Origin of the sequence: Paraburkholderia sp. J94 (assembly GCF_905220285.1) — a bacterium.
Lineage (GTDB): Bacteria > Pseudomonadota > Gammaproteobacteria > Burkholderiales > Burkholderiaceae > Paraburkholderia > Paraburkholderia tropica_A.
The window spans coordinates 131,064-149,891 of record NZ_CAJMZH010000008.1; the positions used below are offsets into that span (position 1 = coordinate 131,064).

Annotated in this window: 17 protein-coding genes; 4 read left to right on the top strand and 13 right to left on the bottom strand. The window is 67.1% G+C overall.

The window, feature by feature from the left end; translation table 11 throughout:
* Window positions 1–353: 353 nt before the first annotated feature.
* Window positions 354–611 carry an accessory factor UbiK family protein gene (locus U4Y88_RS18590; protein WP_065062099.1) on the top strand — a complete coding sequence of 86 codons (258 nt, stop codon included), beginning with the start codon at window positions 354–356 and terminating at the stop codon, window positions 609–611.
* Window positions 612–761: 150 nt separating this feature from the next.
* Window positions 762–2,369 carry a YifB family Mg chelatase-like AAA ATPase gene (locus U4Y88_RS18595; RefSeq protein ID WP_321785586.1) on the top strand — a complete coding sequence of 536 codons (1,608 nt, stop codon included), beginning with the start codon at window positions 762–764 and terminating at the stop codon, window positions 2,367–2,369.
* A 413-nt stretch (window positions 2,370–2,782) separates the two neighbouring features.
* Here U4Y88_RS18595 and U4Y88_RS18600 read toward each other — a convergent pair whose 3' ends face one another.
* On the bottom strand, window positions 2,783–3,346 hold the full coding sequence (locus U4Y88_RS18600; protein WP_310633178.1) for a hypothetical protein: 564 nt from the start codon (window positions 3,344–3,346) through the stop codon (window positions 2,783–2,785).
* A gap of 322 nt (window positions 3,347–3,668) precedes the next feature.
* Here U4Y88_RS18600 and U4Y88_RS18605 point away from each other — a divergent pair, with 322 nt between their 5' ends.
* Window positions 3,669–4,199, top strand: a complete 531-nt coding sequence (locus U4Y88_RS18605; RefSeq protein ID WP_224010291.1) for a TlpA disulfide reductase family protein — start codon at window positions 3,669–3,671, stop codon at window positions 4,197–4,199.
* A 56-nt stretch (window positions 4,200–4,255) separates the two neighbouring features.
* Here U4Y88_RS18605 and U4Y88_RS18610 read toward each other — a convergent pair whose 3' ends face one another.
* From U4Y88_RS18610 to U4Y88_RS18650, 9 genes are all read right to left on the bottom strand, one after another.
* The gene (locus tag U4Y88_RS18610) at window positions 4,256–5,617 is read right to left on the bottom strand and encodes a sigma-54-dependent transcriptional regulator (RefSeq protein ID WP_205994580.1); all 1,362 of its coding nucleotides are present in this window, start codon (window positions 5,615–5,617) and stop codon (window positions 4,256–4,258) included.
* Window positions 5,614–7,605 carry a sensor histidine kinase gene (locus U4Y88_RS18615; RefSeq protein ID WP_415774457.1) on the bottom strand — a complete coding sequence of 664 codons (1,992 nt, stop codon included), beginning with the start codon at window positions 7,603–7,605 and terminating at the stop codon, window positions 5,614–5,616. The genes U4Y88_RS18610 and U4Y88_RS18615 overlap by 4 nt, the downstream gene beginning before the upstream one ends.
* 199 nt (window positions 7,606–7,804) lie before the next feature.
* On the bottom strand, window positions 7,805–9,088 hold the full coding sequence (locus U4Y88_RS18620; protein ID WP_310633177.1) for a dicarboxylate/amino acid:cation symporter: 1,284 nt from the start codon (window positions 9,086–9,088) through the stop codon (window positions 7,805–7,807).
* A gap of 343 nt (window positions 9,089–9,431) precedes the next feature.
* A complete protein-coding gene (locus U4Y88_RS18625; RefSeq protein ID WP_321785588.1) occupies window positions 9,432–10,358 on the bottom strand; it encodes an ABC transporter permease subunit in 927 nt (308 codons plus the stop codon).
* A gap of 58 nt (window positions 10,359–10,416) precedes the next feature.
* Window positions 10,417–11,217, bottom strand: coding sequence for a taurine ABC transporter ATP-binding protein (locus U4Y88_RS18630; protein ID WP_224010288.1), 801 nt, complete (start codon window positions 11,215–11,217; stop codon window positions 10,417–10,419).
* 40 nt (window positions 11,218–11,257) lie between these two features.
* A complete protein-coding gene (tauA, locus tag U4Y88_RS18635; protein WP_224010287.1) occupies window positions 11,258–12,316 on the bottom strand; it encodes a taurine ABC transporter substrate-binding protein in 1,059 nt (352 codons plus the stop codon).
* 217 nt (window positions 12,317–12,533) lie between these two features.
* On the bottom strand, window positions 12,534–13,550 hold the full coding sequence (gene lipA, locus U4Y88_RS18640; RefSeq protein WP_224010285.1) for a lipoyl synthase: 1,017 nt from the start codon (window positions 13,548–13,550) through the stop codon (window positions 12,534–12,536).
* Window positions 13,551–13,563: 13 nt separating this feature from the next.
* Complete coding sequence (gene lipB / locus U4Y88_RS18645) at window positions 13,564–14,475, bottom strand: lipoyl(octanoyl) transferase LipB (protein ID WP_415774458.1); 912 nt, start codon at window positions 14,473–14,475, stop codon at window positions 13,564–13,566.
* Window positions 14,476–14,673: 198 nt separating this feature from the next.
* Entirely contained in the window at window positions 14,674–15,000 is a 327-nt protein-coding gene (locus U4Y88_RS18650) for a DUF2917 domain-containing protein (protein ID WP_321785592.1), read from the bottom strand.
* Window positions 15,001–15,099: 99 nt separating this feature from the next.
* On the opposite strand from U4Y88_RS18650, the gene U4Y88_RS18655 reads away from it, so the two are divergent.
* On the top strand, window positions 15,100–16,077 hold the full coding sequence (locus tag U4Y88_RS18655; RefSeq protein WP_224010279.1) for a transcriptional regulator GcvA: 978 nt from the start codon (window positions 15,100–15,102) through the stop codon (window positions 16,075–16,077).
* A gap of 77 nt (window positions 16,078–16,154) precedes the next feature.
* On the opposite strand, the gene U4Y88_RS18660 is transcribed toward U4Y88_RS18655, so the two are convergent.
* Genes U4Y88_RS18660 through U4Y88_RS18670 form a run of 3 tightly spaced genes read right to left on the bottom strand, consistent with a single transcriptional unit; the run spans window position 16,155 to window position 18,790 of the window.
* Window positions 16,155–16,454, bottom strand: coding sequence for a DUF493 family protein (locus U4Y88_RS18660; RefSeq protein ID WP_224010277.1), 300 nt, complete (start codon window positions 16,452–16,454; stop codon window positions 16,155–16,157).
* On the bottom strand, window positions 16,451–17,575 hold the full coding sequence (locus U4Y88_RS18665; RefSeq protein WP_321785594.1) for a D-amino acid aminotransferase: 1,125 nt from the start codon (window positions 17,573–17,575) through the stop codon (window positions 16,451–16,453). The genes U4Y88_RS18660 and U4Y88_RS18665 overlap by 4 nt, the downstream gene beginning before the upstream one ends.
* Entirely contained in the window at window positions 17,576–18,790 is a 1,215-nt protein-coding gene (locus U4Y88_RS18670) for a D-alanyl-D-alanine carboxypeptidase family protein (protein WP_224010273.1), read from the bottom strand.
* Window positions 18,791–18,828 lie beyond the last annotated feature (38 nt).

Genomic DNA, 18,828 nt, shown 5'->3' on the forward strand with positions numbered 1-18,828 from the left:
GGGCGCGGGCACGGCCGGCGCAGGTCCTGGCCGGATGGCCAACGTGGGGTCCGCGCGGTGGCGGCGGCCTGGGATCGTTGCTAGAGTGTTCTCAGGTCTCGCGTCATGGCGCAGGTGCGCGAGCACCGCGCAAAGCCGCTTGGGCGCGAGTTTGCAGGCCGCGCGCCGGCGCCTCGCGGGTGCCTTGCCGGTGCCTCGCACGCACCCGCAGGCAACATCGCGCGCGCCACGCACCAGATGCGCACACGGGTATGGCCCGACTTGCGGGTTGCGCACCAAGATCGGTCACGACCCAAAGCGAGGCACAGTCGAAACGAAACTTGCACAAAATTTGTGCAACGAAGGGGAAGCGAATGAAACAACCGAACGATGTATTCAACGACATTCAGTCGAAGGTCAGCGATCTGCTGAAGAACTCGCCCGCGCGCGACGTCGAGCGCAACGTGCGCGCGATGCTCTCGCAGGGCTTTTCGAAGCTCGAACTCGTCACGCGCGAGGAGTTCGACGCGCAAGCGCAAGTGCTCGCCCGCACGCGCGCGCGCCTCGAAGAACTCGAACGCCGCGTGGCCGAACTCGAACAGAAGCTGCCGGTCACTGGCCAGTCGTCCTGAACAATTCTGTGTTTGCTTAAGGCAAGCGAGCCGTAACGGTTTCGCAAAGGAACCGTAAAGGGGCACGCGCCTCACCAGCCTGGCGCATGGGCCGCGCGCGACATCCACGTCGCGCGTGCGGCGCGCGTGTGCCGTCTCTCGGAGATCCCCATGTCGCTTGCCGTGGTGCGCAGCCGCGCGCCGGCTGCTGGCCGCGCGCCCGACGTCACCGTCGAAGTCCATCTTGCCAACGGGCTGCCGTCGTTCTCGATCGTCGGCCTGCCCGATCTCGAAGTGCGCGAAAGCCGCGAGCGCGTGCGCGCCGCGCTCTGCAACTGCGGCTTCGACTTTCCCGTGCGCCGCATCACCGTCAATCTCGCGCCCGCCGATCTGCCGAAGGAATCGGGACGCTTCGACTTGCCGATCGCGCTCGGCATTCTCGCGGCAAGCGGGCAGATTCCCGCCGCTTCGCTCAGCGCCGATCGCGAGTTCGCGGGCGAACTGTCACTCACCGGCGCGGTGCGGCCGATGCGCGGCGCGTTCGCGATGGCGTGCGGCACGGCGCGCGCACATGCGCATTCCGCTGCTGCGGCCGCCGCCGCCGCTGAGCACAACGACGAAGCCGCCGCCGATCACGCGGCACCACGCACGCCGCAGCTCTATCTCCCCGCCGATAACGCCGCCGAAGCCGCGCTCGTGCCCGATGTCGATGTCTACGCAGTCACCGACTTGCGCGCACTGTGCGCGCATCTCTCCGGCGCGGAGGGTGCGGAGGACGCGCGCCTCGCGCCCGTGCGCGCCAGCGCGCTCGACGCCACGCCGCGCACCGCCCTGCCCGACATGGCCGACGTGATCGGCCAGCGCGGCGCCCGCCGCGCTCTCGAAGTGGCGGCGGCGGGCGGTCATCATCTGCTGATGGTCGGGCCGCCCGGCGCGGGCAAGTCCATGCTCGCCGCGCGCCTGCCCGGCCTGTTGCCGCCGATGACCGACACCGAAGCGCTCGCTAGCGCCGCGCTGCTCTCGGCGAGCGCGATCGGCTTCTCGCCGCAGCAGTGGCGGCGGCGGCCGTTTCGCGCACCGCATCATTCGTCGAGCGCGGCGGCGCTGATCGGCGGGCGCAATCCGCCGCAGCCCGGCGAAATTACGCTCGCACATTTAGGTGTCCTCTTTCTCGACGAGTTGCCCGAGTTCGACCGCCATGTGCTGGAGACCTTGCGCGAGCCGCTGGAAGCCGGTTCCATCACCATCTCGCGCGCGGCGTGGCAGGCCGACTTCCCCGCCGCCTGCCAACTGGTCGCGGCCATGAATCCATGTCCGTGCGGATGGCGCGGCGATCCGTCCGGGCGTTGCCGCTGCACGCCCGAAGGCGCGGCGCGCTACCGGCGCAAGCTGTCCGGGCCGCTGCTCGACCGCATCGACATCCAGATCGAGATTCCCGCGCTGCCGCCCGCCGAACTCGCGGGCCGTGCCAGCGCACCCGGCGAGGCCAGCGCGATCATCGCGCAGCGCGTGGCGGCCGCGCGCGAGCGGCAGATCGCGCGTCAGGGCAAGACCAACCGTGAATTGAGCGGACGCGAAACCGACACCGTCTGCCGCCCCGATGCCGCTGGCGAAGCGCTGCTGCGCGAAGCGGGCGAGCGCTTCGGCTGGTCGGCGCGCGCTTACTATCGCGCGCTCAAGGTGGCGCGCACGATCGCCGATCTCGACGGCGCCGCCATGCCCTCGGCAGCCCATATCGCGGAGGCCGTGCAGTATCGCCGCGCGCTCGCCGATCAGTAGTGCGCACGAATTGCGCGACGCGAACGCTCGTGCGCCGCGCCACGCGGCGCACGAGCGTTCCAGACAGCGGCGGCACGGCGTCACTCGTCAGACGGATCAAAAAATGCATGTCAAGACTTGACTTATGCACACAACGTCGTGTTCGACCCGTTTATGTGCACGATTCGCATTCAGTTTTTATTCATACCGCAAGTCATTGATTCTTCAGTAATTAGCAAACCACCGGAAAGCGCTCAGATCTAACAAAAAGCCCACAGGGCGGCCTTTTGCGGCTGGCGGCGCGGCTTTTTCCACAAAGTTACCCACAGGCTCTGTGGGTAACCCGTAAACCCTCAATCAAATCCGTGTGTTAGCCGGTAAACCCAGGAGAGCACATTCACTTCGGGCCGCCAGCGCCCGTCGCTCCGTTATCCTCAATACAGTCTGAAAGATTGGAAGAACTGATCGACTTGTTCCACGGGCGGCTGCTCGCGGCCCACGATCGCGAGCTGGTACGCGTGCGTTCCTCTGGCGACAAGACGCGCGTGAATCGTGCGCGCTTCGGCCTTGCCACCCGCGTTGCCGAATCCTGCCGGGTTATCGGCCTTGCCAGTGAGATCGAGTTCGATGCCCTGCACTGCGCCGCCCGCCGCCAGCGGCACGTCCACTGCGCGCGCGGCGGGCGGCGCGCCCAGATTGCGCGCGAGGCCGTCGCGCAGGAAATCGAGCGCTTTTTGCTGGGTGGCGGGCTGTGCGTCGGGCAGATCGAGCGTGCCGACCACGAATACGGCACCGCCCACTTCGGCGGTCTGCACGCGCATGCGCATGGTTGTGCCGCCGACGTCGAGGCTGCGCTGATCCGCGCCCGGCTTTGCGGGCAAGTCGACGCTATAGCCGCTCGCGTTGTTCGACACCGTGCGCCAGTCGTAGGTCGGCGAGCACGCCAGCACGCCCGCGACGAGCGCCGCGCCCAGCATGCACGCGCCGCCGCGGCGCACACGCGCGCGCCATCGCGATCCTGACAGTGAAAGCGGCAACTCCCGCGCAGACCGCGCGCGAAACCCCGCGAAAAACGCGGTGACAGTTGGAAAACCCGGAAAACGCTGGCGTGGCGGCATAAAAGTGCGGGAATGAGCGAAGGTTCGCATCATTATCCGCTGCGATGCCGGGCATGTGCCTGCGTAGCCGCTATGCCGGGAAATTCAGCGCTACAATGCCTTTGCTCAAGTTTTGCCTGTTTTTTGCCGGCGGTTTTGTCCGCAGTTTTGCCAGACGCAGTCCGGCTCTTTCCGCGCCCGTGGGCGCTCGAGGCACCAACCCATGTCCGCATCCCCGAATTCACCGAAGGCGCGCTCCGGCGCGCTGCGCAACATCGCCGCCGCCGTCGTCGTGCTGGCGATCGCCGTGGCCGGCTATTTCGCGTTCTTCGGCAGCCAGCAGCGCGTGCCGGACGCCACCTTCACGCTGCTGTCCGGCCAGAAGGTCTCGACCGCCGATCTCAAGGGCAAGGTCTATCTGATCAACTTCTGGGCGACCAGCTGCGCGACCTGCATGCAGGAAATGCCGCAGATGGTTCAGACCTATAACCGCTACAAGGGCGAAGGCCTCGAATTCGTCGCCGTGGCGATGAACTACGACGCGCCGATGTACGTCGCCAACTACGCGCAAACGCGCCAGCTGCCGTTCAAGGTGGCGATGGACGACGGCTCCGCCGCGAAGCAGTTCGGCAACGTGCAGCTCACGCCGACGACCTTCGTGGTCGACCGTAACGGCAAGATCCTCAAGCGCTATGTGGGCGAGCCGCAGTTCGCGGAACTCGATCAGCTGCTGCAAAAGGCGCTCGCGACCTGAGCCGCACAGAACGCATCGCCCAATAAAAAACGGCAGCGAAATTCGCTGCCGTTTTTTTATGCGCGCGGTTCGTGCTCGCCGCGCGCCACGAGGCCGTAGCGGCGGATCTTTTCGTAGAGCGTGGCCTTCGCCATCTGCAGGCGCTCGGCCGCTTGCGCGACCGCGCCGTTGGATTGCTGGAGCGCGTCGGCGATCAGCGCGCGCTCGTATTGCTCGACGCGCTCCTTGAGCGGCTGCGCGTCGTCGGCGCCGTTCGCGGCGGGCGGCGCGACATCGTCGGGAATCCCAAGCACATAGCGGTCCGCCGCGTTGCGCAGTTCGCGCACGTTGCCGGGCCAGTCGCGCTGCGCGAGACGCATGCGGTCGCGCTCGGTGAGCAGCGGCGCGGGCCGCTGGTAACGCACCGCCGCGTCCAGCAGAAAGTGCTCGAACAGCGGCACGATGTCCTCGCGGCGCTCCGCGAGCGGCGGCAGCGCGATCGTCACCACGTTGAGCCGATACAGCAGGTCGCGCCGGAACGTACCCGCCGCGACGTGTTCGAGCATGTCGCCCTTGGCCGCCGCGACCACGCGCAGATCGACGCGCACCGGCTGGTTCGAACCCAGCCGCTCCAGCACGCCGTCCTGCAGCACGCGCAGCAGCTTCACCTGAAGCGCGAGCGGCATGCTTTCGATTTCGTCGAGAAAGAGCGTGCCGCCCGCCGCGTGTTCGAGCTTGCCGATACGCCGCTTGGCCGCGCCCGTGAACGCGCCCGGCTCGTAGCCGAACATCTCCGACTCGAACATCGGCTCCGGCAGCGCGCCGCAGTTCACGGCCACGAACGGTTTATCGCGGCGCGGCGAAAGCTCATGCAGGCTGCGCGCGATCAGTTCCTTGCCCGCGCCGGTGTCGCCGTTGATGATCACCGAGGCGTCGGTCGGCGCGACGTTCGCGATCAGCTTGCGCACCTGCTCGATCGCCGGACTTCTGCCGATGATGCGCGGCGCGAGCGCGTTCTGCCCCGCCAGCTCGCGGCGCAGCGCGAGGTTTTCGAGCATCAGCGTGCGGCGCTCCAGCGCGCGGCGCACCGTTTCGATCAGCCGCTCGGACGCGAACGGTTTCTCGATGAAGTCATAAGCGCCGTCGCGCATCGCCTGCACGGCCATCGAGATATCGCCGTGACCGGTGACGAGAATCACCGGCACATCGGGCGCGCGGTCGTGGCACTGCGCGAGCAGGTCGAGCCCGCTCATGCCGGGCAGGCGGATGTCGCTGACGACCACGCCCGCGAATTCGGCATCGACGAGCGGCAGCGCGGCTTCGGCGTTCGCGAAACCGGTGGCGTCGAAGCCCGCGAGTTGCAGGCTCTGCACGCCGGCGCGGCGCACCAGTTCGTCGTCCTCGATATAGAGCACCCGGCCGGGCGTCGTGTCGATCATGTTCGTTCGCCTTCCTGATTGGAGGTGCGCGATGCGCTGCTGGTTTTGTCTGCGCCGCGCGCATTCTCCTGATTCTGCGGCTTCGGCTCGGTCGCACCCATGCGCGTGCGCCGCAGCGTCAGCACGAAGCACGCGCCGCCGTCCGGGCCGTTGTGCGCGGCCAGCGCGCCGCCGCAATCGCGCGCGATCGACGACGAAATCGCCAGCCCGAGACCGAGCCCCTGCCCCATCTCCTTGGTCGTGAAGAAGGGCTCGAAGAGGCGCGGCATGACGTCGTCGGGAATGCCGGGGCCGCTGTCGCGCACCGCAATCGCGAGCGTCGCGGGCAGCGCCTGAATGTCGATGACGATGCGCGGATCGGGCAGCCCCGCGACCGCGTCGAGCGCATTGCCGATCAGGTTGATCAGCACCTGTTCGAGCCGCAGGTCGTCGCATTGCGCGACCAGTTCGGGATACTCGCCGTGCGGATCGAGCGGCACCGGCGCGGCCTCGCCGTCGGTCAGGGTGAGTTCGACGCGCACGCCTTCGAGCCGCTTGCCGAGCAGCGCGAGCGCATTACGCAGCGCGCGCGCCACGGGCGAGCGCTGGCTCCTGGGCTTCGCGCGCCCCACGAACAGCTTGAGTTGATTGACGATCTTGCCCATGCGCTCGGTGAGCGAGCCGATCGCCTCCAGATTTTCGTGCGCCGAATCGTACTGGCCGCGCGCGAGAAACACGCGCGTGTTGTCGGAAAAACTGCGCAGCGCCGCGAGCGGCTGATTGAGTTCGTGCGTGATCCCCGCCGCCATCTGCCCGAGCGCCGCGAGCTTGCTCGCCTGGATCAGCTCGTCCTGGGTCGCGCGCAATTCCTGTTCGGCGCGCGTGCGCTCGGCCACTTCGCGTTGCAGACGCTCGTTGGCCTGCGACAGATCGGCGGTGCGCTCGGCCACGCGGTCGTTGAGCATCGCGTAGGCTTTTTGCAGCATCGCGCGGCTGCGCAGCACTTCGCGCACGCGCGCGCGGCGCATGCGCCAGTAGAAGCCGAGCAGGCACAGCGACACATAGCCGAAGCCCGTCATGACCGTGGCGTTGCGCGCGGCGTCGAGCACCGGATCGATCGGCGACATCGTCACCAGATGCCAGTCGGGCTCGCCGAGCGCGCGGCGCGTTTCCAGATAGCGCGGCGCGCGCAGGCCGCTGCCGATGCGCACGATATCGGCGTCGCCGGGCAGCACGCGCTCCACGCTCGCGGGCAAGGGCGCGATGTCCTGGCGCGCGTACTGGCGCGTCTGGTCGATCGAGCGGACGATCTCGGCGGGCAGCGGCCGCACCGTGCGGTACTTCCACGCGGGCACCGAAGACAGAAAGATCACGCCGTGATCGTCGGTGACGAGCAGCGGCTCGGACGCATCCGAGCCCGGAAACCATTCGAGATTGAGCTTCACCACCGCCACGCCGACGATCTTGTCGCCGCGCCGCACCGGCTGCGAAATGTAGTAGCCCGGATCGTGCGAGATCGTGCCGATGCCGAAAAAGCGCCCGACGTTGCCTTTCGCGGCCTCGATGAAATACGGGCGGAAGCGGTATTCGCTGCCGACGAAGCTGTCCGCGCCGCGCCAGTTGCTCGCGGCGATGCAGCGGCCGTCGGCGCCGATGATGTAGGTCGTGGTCGCGCGCGCGTGGCGGTTCACATCCTCGAGATAGCGGTTCGCCTCGGCCACCCAGTCGGGGCGCGGATCGGCCAGCACGTCCTGCACGAGCGGATGCGCGCCGACCAGATAAGGCAGCGATTCGTAGCGCTCCAGCGTGCTCTTGAGCGCGGCGGTCGTGCGGTCGCCGCGCACGGCGGCGTTGCGGCGCAGCGCGTCGATGCCGGTCTGCCAGGCGAGCGACCACGCGAGCGCGCAAACCACCGCGAGCCCGACGGCGAGCACGATGAACACAATGAGACGGCGCGTCACGGATAAGGCTTCCGGGGAATCGGACAGAGATGGGGAGAATTGTGGCACACGCTTACCGCGCGAGGCGGCCGACGGCTTGAGCGGAAGGGGAAAAGAGGCGCGGCGCGCCGCAGGGGAAACAGCGCGCCGCCCAACGGCACGAGGCCGTTAAAGGACATGATGCTGGGTAAAGCGCAGGTACAACCGTTACTGCAATCGTAGATGCAATCCGGGCGAAGCGCATGTGCCCTCCGCCCGAGAAAAACGCTTAGACGCCCGCGCCTTCCTTCACTTCCTCGGGATTGCCCGAGAGCGCCGCGCGCATCTTGTTGCGGTCGAGTTCCTTCTCCCATGCCGACACCACGACCGTCGCCACGCCGTTGCCGACGATGTTGGTCAGCGCGCGGCATTCGCTCATGAAGCGGTCGATGCCGAGAATCAGCACCATGCCCGAGAGCGGAATGGTCGGCACCACGGCCAGCGTCGCCGCCAGCGTGATGAAGCCCGCGCCGGTCACGCCGCTCGCGCCCTTCGAGGTGAGCATCGTCACCGCGAGCAGCGTGAGCTGCTGGGTCCACGTGAGGTCGGTGTTGGTCGCCTGGGCGATAAAGAGCACCGCCATCGTCATGTAGATGTTGGTGCCGTCGAGGTTGAACGAATAGCCGGTCGGCACCACGAGACCCACGACCGAGCGCGGGCAGCCCATGCGTTCGAGCTTTTGCATCAGTTGCGGCAGTGCCGATTCCGACGAGCTCGTGCCCAGCACGATCAGCAGTTCTTCCTTGATGTACGAAACGAAGCGGATGATCGAGAAGCCCGTGAAGCGCGCGATGGCGCCGAGCACCACGAGCACGAACACGATCGACGTCAGATAGAACGTGCCGATCAGCTTGAGCATCGGCACGAGCGAGCCCACGCCGTACTTGCCGATGGTGAACGCCATCGCGCCGAACGCGCCGATCGGCGCCAGCTTCGTGACGATCTTGACGATGCCGAACAGGACGCCCGACAGGCTGTCGATGAAATCGGTCACCACGCGGCCGCGCTCGCCCAGTTGCGCGAGCACTGCGCCGAAGAGCAGCGCGATCAGCAGGATCTGGAGGATTTCACCCTGGCCGAACGCCGAGAACATCGTGTCCGGGATGATGTGCATCAGGAAGTCGACGGTGGTCTGACCGTGCGCCTTCTCCGCGAAGCTCGCGACGGCCTTGGCGTCGAGCGTGGCCACGTCGACGTTGAAGCCCGCGCCCGGCTTCAGCACGTGCGTGGCGATCAGGCCGAGCACCAGCGCAAAGGTCGAGACGATCTCGAAGTAGAGCAGCGCCTTGCCGCCCACGCGGCCGACCTTCTTCATGTCTTCCATGCCGGCGATGCCGGTCACGACGGTACAGAAGATGATCGGGCCGATCACCATCTTGATCAGCTTGATGAAGGCGTCGCCGAGCGGCTTCATGTCGATGCCGAGGGCGGGCGAGAAATGGCCCAGGATCACGCCGATGATAATCGCCACGATCACCTGGAAATACAGCACTTTGTGGAGAGGTTTCTTCACTTTGGATGCCTGCAATGAGTTAAGCCGATGGCCGCGCGCAGATACGCGCCGAACCGCGACAGGTCGAAACGGGGGAATCAGCGAAACCGGACGAGGGGATCGGACATCGGCTGTCTCCTTGCTTTTTTTTGTCGCGGCCGGGGTGGCCGCGCGCTTTATTTTGCAAGGTTGATGCCAGCTGCGCAGCGCGCCTTCACCCTTGATTTACAAGGGATTTTTAGCGCGACCGCGCGCCCGCAATCTGGATTTCCAGAAATGCGGATTGGATGTGTACGGGAATCCGGAAATCCAGGCGCGCGGGTGCGGGATGGAAAAGGGTCTAAACAGGTCGGGAACGCGCGCCTCAGCCGCGCCCTTTCCACGGCACGAGACGGCGTTCGAGCGCGCGCATGCCGAGGTCGAAACCCCAGGCGATCAGGCCGATCAGCACGATGCCCATCACCACGACATCGGTGCGCAGGAAACTCGACGCGTTGAGCACCATCTGGCCGAGACCCGCCGTGGCGGCGACCATCTCGGCGGCCACCAGCGTGGTCCAGCCGAAGCCGATGGCGATGCGCAGCCCGGTGAGGATCTCGGGCAACGCGGCCGGCAGCACCACGAAGCGCACGATCTGCGCGAAGCTGCCGCCCAGCGACGCCGCCGCGCGCAACTGCTCGACCGTGGCGCTTTTCGCGCCCGCGCGCGCGGCCATCGCGATGGGCGCGAAGCAGGCGAGCCAGATCACGACGATCTTGGCGGTCTCGTCGATGCCGAACCAGATCACCACGAGCGGCAGATAGGCGAGCGGCGGCAGCGGCCGGTAGAACTCCAGCGGCGGATCGAGCAGGCCGCGCGCGACGCGCGACACACCCATCAGGATGCCGACGGGAATCGCCGTCAGCGCCGCGAGCGCGAACGCGCCGAACACGCGCAGCGCGCTCCAGAACAGATGCTCGGAGAGCGGCAGACCGCCCTGGATGCGGCCGTGCCAGGCGTCGACGAACGCGTGCCAGACCGCCTCGGGCGTCGGCAGAAAGAGCGGCGGCAGCCAGTGCAGATGCGTGGCGAGCCACCAGAGCGCGGCCAGCCCGGCGACCGACGCGGCGCTCAGCGCGGCCGTCGGCCCTTCGCCGGGCATGCGCCAGACGCGGGCGCGCGAATGCGCGGACGAAGCAGTCGCGGCTTGCGACGCGGTTTGCGACGCGACTTGCGGCGCGACTTCAGCGCCGTCGAAATGACTTGAGGCGCGTGCGTTCAGCGCTTCCAACGATTCTTGCGGCACGCTCATCGCATCACCTTCACTTTGGGCTTCATGGATCGACTCGTGGATCGACTCGTGGATCGGCTCAAGTCAGCGCCGGCTCGCGCGCATCCGCGTGCAGCAGGCTCACGAGCCGCTCGCGCCATTCGATGAAATCGGGCGCCGACTTCACCGCGCGCGCGTCGCGCGTACGCAGATAGCGGCGCGCGAACGGCACCTCGAACGCGTGCTCGATGCGCCCCGGCCCCGGCGTCATGACCACCACGCGCGTCGCCAGAAAAAGCGCCTCCTCCACGCTGTGCGTGATGAAGAACACCGTCTTCTGCGTGCGCGCCCAGACGTCGAGCACGAGCGTCTGCACCGATTCGCGCGTCATCGCGTCGAGCGCGCCCATCGGCTCGTCCATCAGCAGCACTTGCGGATCGCTCGCGAGCGCGCGCGCGATCCCCACGCGCTGCTGCATGCCGCCCGAGAGCGCATCCACGCGCGAACGCGCATGCTCGTCGAGCCCGACGAGCGCGAGTTGCGCACGCGCGATGCGTTCGCGCTCGGCCTTCGGCACGCGCCGAAAACGCAGGCCCAGCGCGACGTTGTCGAGCACGTTCAGCCACGGCAGCAGCGCGTGCTTCTGAAACACCACGCCGCGCTCCGCGCCCGGCCCGGCCACGCGCGCGCCGTTCACGCGCACCTCGCCGCCGGTCGGCTCGATGAAGCCCGCGATGCAGTTCAGCAAGGTGGTCTTGCCGCAGCCCGAGGCGCCGAGCGCGACCACGAACTCGCCGCTTTCCACTTGCAGATTCACGTTCGCGAGCGCCACGCTGGGCGCGTCGCCGCGACGCGCGCCCGCGTAGGCGACGCTCAGATCGCGGATATCCAGTGCGCTCATGCTCGCCTCCTTCGCGTGCGTGCGGTGATGAATGCCGATCTCAGTGCGCCGCGGCGCGCTGCACGTAACGCGGATCGATGCCGACCGAGTAATCGGGCAGCACGTTCTGGATCGTGCCCTGCTGCTTGAGGAAGGTCGCCGTCGCGAGCAGCGATTGCGCCGCGCCCGACTGCGCACCGCCGCCCAGCCAGGTCTTCGACGCCTGCTCGGCCGGCGTGGGGAACGCGTAGAGCGCGAGGCTCGCGGGCACTTCGTCGGGGTTCGCGCCCGACTCCTTCGCCACCGCCTGCACCTGCGGCGAGGCGGCGTTCCACGCGGTGCGATGCGCGCCGTAATCGGCGTCGGCGGCGGCCAGCACCTGCACGAACTTCGCCACGAAGTCGCCGTTATCCTTCGCGAAACCGCGATCGACCACGAAGCCGTCGAAGGTCGCCTTGCCCGTCGCCTTCGCCACCTGCCCCGACGTGATCAGCACCTTGCCGTTCTTCTTCACCTGCGCGAGCACCGGGTCCCAGATATAGGTGGCGTCGATGTTGCCGCGCTGCCAGGCCGCCGCCACTTCAGGCGGACGCAGGTTGACGATCTTCACGTCGGCGGGATTCACGCCCGCGTTCTGCAACGCCACCAGCGCATGAAAGTGCGAGGTCGACACGAACGGCACGCCGATCGTCTTGCCCTTGAGCCCTGCGATGCTCGTCACGCCCGAGCCGTCGCGCGCGACCAGCGCTTCGGCATCGTTGATGTTGTCGAGAATCCAGAACAGCGAGAGATTGACGCCCTGCGAGAGCCCCGCCGCGATCGGGCTCGACCCCGCTTCGCCGAGTTGCACCGAACCCGAGGCGAGCGCGCGGATCACATCGGCGCCGCTCGCGAGCTTGCGGAACGTGACCTTGTAGCCGGTGGCCTTTTCGACTTCGCCGGTCGCCTGCGCGTAACGCCACGGCACCACCATGTCCTGATACGCGATCACGACTTCGCGCGTCTCGGCCTGCGCGCGCGGCGCGCCGAACGCGGCGAACAGCGCCGTGGCCGCCAGCGCGGCGGCGAGCCCGCGCGGACGTTGCGAGGAAAGGACACGTTGACGGGCGCGATGACTCATCGAAAGACTCCGGCGGAACCACTGAGGTTGAATGGAAGGTTCCGACTATAGGGAGTCTCGCGGCGTCCGGTTCTAATTTATCCGCGATAGCTAATGACGCTGCTGGAGCATTGCTTTGCGTGTTCCGGCGTATGCCGCGCGCCAACGAAAAAGCCCGCTTTTCAGCGGGCTTTTTTCGAAGCGATGCAGCTTGAACGATGCAGCGAAGCGATGCGGCTTAGACCACGCCCGCGCCGTGCGCCTGCAGATCGGCGTGATAGCTTGAACGCACCATCGCGCCGACGGCCGCGTGCGTGAAGCCCATCTTGTACGCCTCTTCCTCGTACATCTTGAAGGTGTCCGGGTGCACGTACGAACGCACCGGCAGATGGTGCTCCGACGGCTGCAGATACTGGCCGATCGTGAGCATGTCCACGTCGTGCGCGCGCAGGTCGCGCATGACCTGAAGAATCTCTTCCTCGGTTTCGCCCAGACCGACCATCAGGCCCGACTTGGTCGCGACTTCCGGGTGCAGCGCCTTGAAGTCCTTGAGGAGCTTCAGCGAGTGCGCGTAGTCCGAACCCGGGCGCGCTTCCTTGTACAGACGCGGCACCGTTTCGAGGTTGTGGTTCATCACGTCGGGCGGCGCGGCGTTGAGGATGCCGAGCGCGCGGTCCAGACGGCCGCGGAAGTCGGGCGTGAGAATCTCGATGCGCGTTTCCGGCGAATGCTCGCGCACCTGGCGGATACATTCGACGAAATGGCCCGCGCCGCCGTCACGCAGATCGTCGCGGTCGACGCTCGTGATCACGACGTACTTGAGCTTGAGCGCGCCGATGGTGCGCGCGAGGTTCGCCGGTTCGTCCGGGTCGAGCGGATCGGGACGGCCGTGGCCGACGTCGCAGAACGGGCAGCGGCGCGTGCACTTGTCGCCCATGATCATGAACGTCGCGGTGCCCTTGCCGAAGCATTCGCCGATGTTCGGGCAGCTCGCTTCCTCGCACACCGTATGCAGGTTGTGCTCGCGCAGGATGTTCTTGATCTCGTAGAAGCGCGAGGTGCCCGTGGCCGCTTTCACGCGGATCCAGTCGGGCTTCTTGAGCTTCTCGATGGGGATGACCTTGATCGGAATGCGCGCGGTCTTGGCCTGCGCCTTCTGTTTCGCGGTGGCGTCGTAGGGGACGTCGGCGGGGACCGGGCTCGTGGCCGGGTTCGGCACCGAATTCGCGGCGGGGTTCGCGGTTACATCAGTCATTCGTTCGATCCAGTCAGGCCGCCGGAACAGCGCCAGCCTGCGGTTGCGGCGGTTGCCCGCCTGAGGCCGCCTGAGCAGCCGGGTCCACTGCAGCCGCTTCGGCCGCCGGGTCTGTGGCGGCCGCTTCGGCCACCGGAAGAGTTGCCGCGTGCGCAGCGAGTTGCGTCTCGAGCTGCGCCGCCAGCGTGGCGGCCACCTCGCGCCAGTCCGCCGCGACGCCGAGCGACGCCATGTCGACGGTTTCGAGGCCCGCGTAGCCGCACGGATTGATTGCGAGGAAGGGGCTCAGATCCATCGACACATTCAGGCTGACGCCGTGATAGGAGCAGCCGTTGCGGATCTTCAGACCGAGCGCCGCGACCTTCGCGCCACGGTGCGTCGCGGCCGCGCCTTGCGCGTGTTCCGGCACGTAAATACCGGGCGCGCCGGCCTTGCGCTCGCTCGCGAGATTATACGCCGCCAGCGTGTCGATCACGGCCTGCTCGATGAGCGTAACAAGCTCGCGCACCATCAGTTTCCGGCGTCGCAGATCGAGCAGCAAATAGGCCACGATCTGGCCCGGCCCGTGATACGTGATCTGGCCGCCGCGGTCGATCTGCACGAGCGGAATGCCACTGTTGGCGACGAGCAGATGTTCGGGCTTGCCGGCCTGGCCGAGCGTGAAAACGGGCGGATGCTCGACGAGCCAGATTTCGTCGGGCGTATCGGCGTCGCGCTGTTCGGTGAACGCGCGCATGGCGTCGAAGCTCGCCTGGTAGGCTTCGTTGCCGCGCCAGCGCACGACGGGCGCGGCGAATCGGAGTGAAACCTCGGCGGAAACCGGTGCGCTGGATGCGTTGCTGGACGCCGCCTCGGCGATCGTGGGAATCGCGGAGAGCGCGGGGTCGGATGACATGGACAGGGGTGAAACCGGGGTGGCACACATGATTCCCGAAGTTTACCCAATTCGGGACAAGCGCGCCGAGGACGCTGCGGCATGGCCGGGATCAGCCTGCGCGCAGCGGCGCCTCGTCGGGATCGCGCAGGGATCGCGCCGGGATCGCCCGATTTCGCGGTTTCAACGTGGTTTTCGCGCGATTTCAGCACGATCCAGGCGCATTTCCGCACGCCTATGCACGACGCATCAAACCGTGCGCCAGCCGTCGCCCGTATGCACGCCGAGGCGCGCCGCCGTACGCGCGGCCCAGTCGAGCGCGCGCTCGCTCACGCGCTGGGGCGTCGCGAACGCCACCCACGCGGGCGCGCCCTGCTCCGCGCCGATCCACAGCCGCTCGCCGCGCCGCAGCCGCACCGTCTGGCCCGGTTCGAGCCAGTAGTCGGCCGTGTCGTCGCTGCGCGTGAGCCAGACCGCGCCGCAATGCACCGTCAGCCGCGTGCTGCGCGAAACCCGCACCGAAGCCACTTGATGCGCCTCCACCTCGAAGGTGATATCCGAAGAAATTTCTCTCATTTTCGACTCCGAATGACCTGCTCCAATGGCTACAATCCTAGACACTGCAAGGGATCGAGCAAAACGATCATTTTTCACGGCTATGTGAGAAAAATTACGATGGACCTGCGCACGCTTCCGGCCCTCAATGCCCTCAAGTCCTTCGAGGCGGCCGCCCGCCACGAGAGTTTTTCGCGCGCCGCCGACGAGCTGTTCGTCACGCACGGCGCGGTCAGCCATCAGATCCGCGCGCTGGAGGCGGAACTCGGCGTGGCGCTGTTCGCGCGCGACGGCAAGCGCGTGCGCGTGACCGACACGGGCCGCCGCTACGCCACCCAGGTGCGCGACGCGCTCAACCAGTTGGCGCGCGCCACCGAGGAAATCCGCGCGGGCGACCGCGAGCGGCGGCTGGTCGTGTCGATGCTGTCGTCGTTCGCGGCGCGCTGGGTCACGCCGCGCATCGGCCGCTTCATCGAGGCGCATCCGCAGTGGGACGTCGAGTTGCAATCCACCAATTCGCTGATCGATTTCGCGCGCGACGACGTGGACGTGGCGATCCGCTTCGGCTTCGGCCACTATCCGGGCCTGCACACCGAACTGCTGCTCGACGAGATCTTCTTTCCCGCCTGCGCGCCCGACTTCAACGGCGGCAAGCTGCCCGAAGACCCGCGCGAGATGACAAAGCTGCCGCTGCTGCGTTCCGACGACGAGCTCTGGCGCCCGTGGTTCGACGCCGCCGGCCTGCAGGATCTGCCCGAGCCCAAGCGCGGCGTGCTCTATCAGGATTCGTCGAATCTGCTGCAGGCGGCGATGGACGGCCAGGGCATCGCGCTCGTGCGCCGCTCGCTCGCGATGCACGAAATCACGCGCGGACGCCTCGTGCGCCTCTTCAAGGACATCGACGGCCCGAGCCCGTGGCGCTACTACTTCATCTGCCAGCCGCAGCGCCTGCAAACCGAGCGCGTGACCGCGTTCCGCAACTGGGTGTTCGACGAGGTGGCGCGCTTTCGCCGGCTCTACGAAGACGCCTGCGAGGCCGGCCCCGTCATCACGGCCGCCGCCGCGGCGATGCGCGCGACGACGGGCGAGGCGCCCTGAATAGCCGGTAAACGCAACAAGGGCCGCTCGAAAGCGGCCCTTGCTTCATGTCGATCCCGAGTGGCGGGAGCGCGCCCTTACAGCACGATCTTGACCATCGGATGCCCGGTCAGCGCGCGATAGATATCATCGAGATGCGGCTGGCTCGTCGCGCGCACCGTCACCGTGAGGCCGGTGTAGTTGCCGCCGCTCGACGGGCGCGTTTCGATCGTCGCGGTATCGAAACCGCCGTCGAATTCACGCAGCACGGCAATGATCGTGTCCTGAAACTCGGGATGCGTCTTGCCCATCACCTTGATGGGGAAGTCGCACGGAAACTCGATCAGCGAGGTCTTTTCTTCGGCGCTGGCCGCGCCGTTCGTTTGCGATGCACTCATTTGTCCACTTCCTGTAGCGAGGCGGCGGCTTCGGCGTGCGATTGCGCCAGCGATTCCGCCTCATAAACCTCACGCGCCGCGCGCGCCTTCGCACGCTGGTACGCCGCGTAAATCGCCGCATAGACGGGCCCCGGCTTGCCGTCGCCCACGGCCTGGCCGTCGATCGTCACGACCGGCAGCACTTCCTTGGTCGCCGAGGTCAAGAGCACCTCGTCGGCGGCGCGCAGCGTGGCCTCGTCGATCTCGCGGGCCTCGAAACGCAGCCCGCATTCCTGCGCCAGTTCTTCGACGAGCCCGTAGCGGATGCCTTCGAGAATCTTGTGGCTGCGCGGCGGCGCATACAGCGCGCCATCCTTCGCTATCCACACATTCGACGACGATGCTTCGGTCACCCAACCGTCGCGCAGCTGGATCGTTTCGAACACGCCGTGTTCGGCGGCATGCTGCGCCATCAGCACGTTGCCGAGCAGCGACGTCGACTTGATGTCGCAATGCAGCCAGCGGCGGTCTTCGGCGGTCACGCAGCCCACGCCGGTCGCGCGCTGCGCCTCGCCCGCCATGACGAGCGGGTTCACCATCACGAGCACCGTGGGCGGCACGCTCGCCGCCGGAAACGCGTGCGCGCGCTTCGCGACGCCGCGCGTGACCTGCACGTAGACGTTCGCGTGCGCATCGGGCGCGAGCGCGCCGGCCTGCACGTTGGCGTCGAGCACGCGCGCGATCAGCGCACGCCAGCCGCTGTCGCTGAACGGATTGGCGATGCCAACCTTCTCCAGCGAACGCGCGAGCCGCGCGAGATGCTGCGTGAGCCGGAACGGCACGTGCACCAGCGGCGCGGCGTCGTCATCGTCATCGTGGCTTTCGACGCCCTCGACTTCGAGCGCATAGACCGGCACCACTTCGTAGATGCCGTCGCCGAAAATGAAGCCCCGGTCGAGCACCGGCACGCGCGCCAGGCTGATCGGCGTGAACTCGCCGTTCAGCCAGACGACGGGCTCGCCTTCGTGCTCGTCACCGGTATCGTGCTCGTCATCGGCATCGTGCTCATCGAAGGCATCGTGCTCGTCGTGCGGGTCAAGCGCGCCGTCTTGCGGCGCGGAAGTCGAGGTCGGCCCGGCCATTTACTTCTTCTTGTTGAACATCAGCATGAGCGAATCCCACACGCGGCCGACGATGCCGGCTTGCGGCACCGCTTCGAGCGCGACCAGCGGGAATTGCGCGAGCACCTTGCCGTCCGCGCCGACGAACTTCGCCGTGCCGACTTGCTGGCCGTCCGCGAGCGGCGCGATCAGCGGGCTGGTGATGTCGATCTGCGGCTTGGCCTTGTCGGCCGCGCCCTTCGGCAGCGTAACGAACTGATCCTTCTTCACGCCGACCTTCACGGCGTCCGCCGCGCCCTTGTAGACGCGCGGCGTGGCCACGGCCTGGTTCGCGCCGTAGATGCGCGTGGTGTCGTAGGCGCTATAGCCGTAGTTGAGCATCTTCAGGCTGTCCTGCACCCGGTCGTGCTCTTTCTGCTCGCCCATCATCACCGAGACCAGACGGCGATCGCCGCCGCCCGCCATCGGACGCTTGGCCGACGCGATCAGGCAGTAGCCCGCGGCTTGCGTGTGGCCGGTCTTCAGACCGTCGACCGTCGGGTCGATCCACAGCAGGCGGTTGCGGTTCGGCTGCTTGATGTTGTTGTACTTGAATTCCTTGACCGAGAAGATGCTGTAGTACTCGGGATAGTCGCGAATCAGGCGCGCCGACAGCGTGGCGAGGTCGCCGGCCGTCGTGTAGTGATTCGGGTCGGGCATGCCGTTGACGTCGGCGAAATGCGTGTGCGCCATGCCGAGCTTCTGCGCTTCGGCATTCATCATGTTCACGAAGTTCGCTTCGCTGCCGCCGACCAGTTCGGCGAGCGCGATAGCCGCGTCGTTGCCCGACTGGATGATCATGCCGTACACGAGGTCGTGCACCGAGACCGGCTTGTTCGCTTCGATGAACATGCGCGATTCGTCGGTCTTCACGCGACGCACGGCTTCGCTCGGCGTGACGATCTGCTCCATCGAAATCTTCTTCGACTGCAGCGCCTCGAACGTGAGGTACGCCGTCATCAGCTTCGTGAGCGAGGCCGGTTCGACGCGCTCGTCGGCGTTGCCCGAGGCGAGCACCTGGTTCGCGGTGGCGTCGACGAGCACCCACGAGCGCGCGTTCACGGCCGGCGGCGGCACTTGCGCGAAGGCGCTGGCGCTCGCGAGCAGCGAGGCCGGCACGAGCGCGCCGAGCGTGACTTTACGGACGATGGAGGGAGAAACGAAGGAGGACTGCTGGCCGTTGGAGAGAAAACGCATGGGTTCAGGTCGGACGGGATTGGGGTCGGGATGAACGT